This is a genomic window from Gilliamella sp. Choc5-1 (assembly GCF_001690595.1).
GTDB lineage: Bacteria > Pseudomonadota > Gammaproteobacteria > Enterobacterales > Orbaceae > Gilliamella > Gilliamella apicola_M.
The window spans coordinates 1-1,519 of the sequence record NZ_LZHH01000015.1 but is presented as its reverse complement, the minus strand read 5'-3'; the positions used below and the strand labels follow the sequence as shown (position 1 = coordinate 1,519).

Below are 1,519 nucleotides of genomic sequence, written 5' to 3'. Positions count from 1 at the left end.
TAATAGCGGTAGCGATTATAGTGTAGTCCTGATTATTCGTATCATCCTGATACTCACCCTTTCAGGGCCAATGCTAAAGCATTGTTCAAATTTGTTCCAGACAAATTTGTCCTCGTCAAAATACTGTCCTTGAAAGCGCAGGTTTTGTGGGACGGTGCGGTATTCTATCGCAAGGTCACCATAGGATTTAAAATTTCTGTCAAAAACTTTCAGGTAACTATGCGTTTTAGTATAAAATTGTTTTTTAGTTGGACTGAGTTTTCGTTTTTTTAATGCGGAATAAGTAGCAACAATAGTTTTTTATAGACAAAAAACGTTTTTAAAGAGCAATAAAATAACAAAGCAAAAAGACGATTATTTTAATCATGAAGTGTAAATAATACAACGCTTTCCTACATATTATTAAAAATAAAAAAATACTCCTGTTTTATACTTTATTGCATTATCAACCTGAGTTAATAGTTGAATTAACACTTTGCTATTATTTGATATTATTGAGCTTTCAATAATATGTTTAGCTATTATAAGTTTATCAATATTAATTATCTTTTCATCTTCATAATCATCAATATTTATTCCTAATGCATTATTAAGTTGATTGATGACATTACTCTTTAACAGATTGGCATAATTATCTTCATCAATAGTTAATTCAATCAGATCACCATCCATACAATCATTAAAATCTAACCGACTCATGGCTCTCGTGTTTATTGGAACTGTTATATATTTCATATTATTTATTCCTTTCTATTCTATATTAAAATGAGTTACCTCATTATATTCGGCTTGACTTCGACCTGTTTGTTTTCCATTTTTTAATAATTTGTTGTTAGGAACATTTCCATTCAAATAAGCTCTTTTTCCCGAAATATTCGGGTTATAAATTCGGAAGTAGTTTCCAGACATATCCTCAATAACCTGTATCCCTGTTGTAGGGTTAGTACAAATTCTTTTTCCTTGCCATATTTACGGCAGAGTTCCTTGACAGGAATACCTGCTTCAGCTTCTTTTAAAATAGCGACGATTTGATGTTCAGTCATTTTTTTTATAATTAAATCCCTTTTTACTTTTATCATAGAGAATTTTCTACTTTTTTGCTGTAATATTTTAGGGGATAGTTACACCTTGTACCGCCTATTTAATACTTCTTGATGGCATTGTTAAAAATGTATTAGTTATTTTAGTGGTTCTTGGAGCATGGGGTACTTTAAACTAATAACCACCAACTTTGGCATCATATGCACTTTTTGACGGATTTAATTGAAAAAATATTATTAGTTACTCCTCCTCATCTTCTATCTTGGGAATACAAGGGGATAAAAAAGAATCTTTTTCTTTTCTTATTTTTCCTCTTGCTAAAACAAAAACTTCAAATTCGTTAAAGGCATCAATTGGATCGGCTACACTAATTCATACAACTTTTTTAAGGGGTAAGGTAAACTTATCACAACTAAAAAAGGAACAAATATGAATAAGATTAAACGCAAAAGACGAACATTCACAGATGATTTTAAAC

Annotated in this window: 3 protein-coding genes; all 3 read right to left on the bottom strand. The window is 30.2% G+C overall.

Annotated features, from left to right (window positions below; translation table 11 throughout):
- Nucleotides 1–402: 402 nt before the first annotated feature.
- Nucleotides 403–735 carry a hypothetical protein gene (locus A9G35_RS01045; protein ID WP_065635331.1) on the bottom strand — a complete coding sequence of 111 codons (333 nt, stop codon included), beginning with the start codon at nucleotides 733–735 and terminating at the stop codon, nucleotides 403–405.
- A gap of 113 nt (nucleotides 736–848) precedes the next feature.
- Nucleotides 849–1,079, bottom strand: coding sequence for a hypothetical protein (locus A9G35_RS12780; protein WP_081300079.1), 231 nt, complete (start codon nucleotides 1,077–1,079; stop codon nucleotides 849–851).
- Between the two features lie 202 nt (nucleotides 1,080–1,281).
- Nucleotides 1,282–1,395 (bottom strand): Imm7 family immunity protein, encoded by a 114-nt coding sequence (locus tag A9G35_RS14020; RefSeq protein WP_442903158.1) that lies wholly within the window; start codon nucleotides 1,393–1,395, stop codon nucleotides 1,282–1,284.
- Nucleotides 1,396–1,519 lie beyond the last annotated feature (124 nt).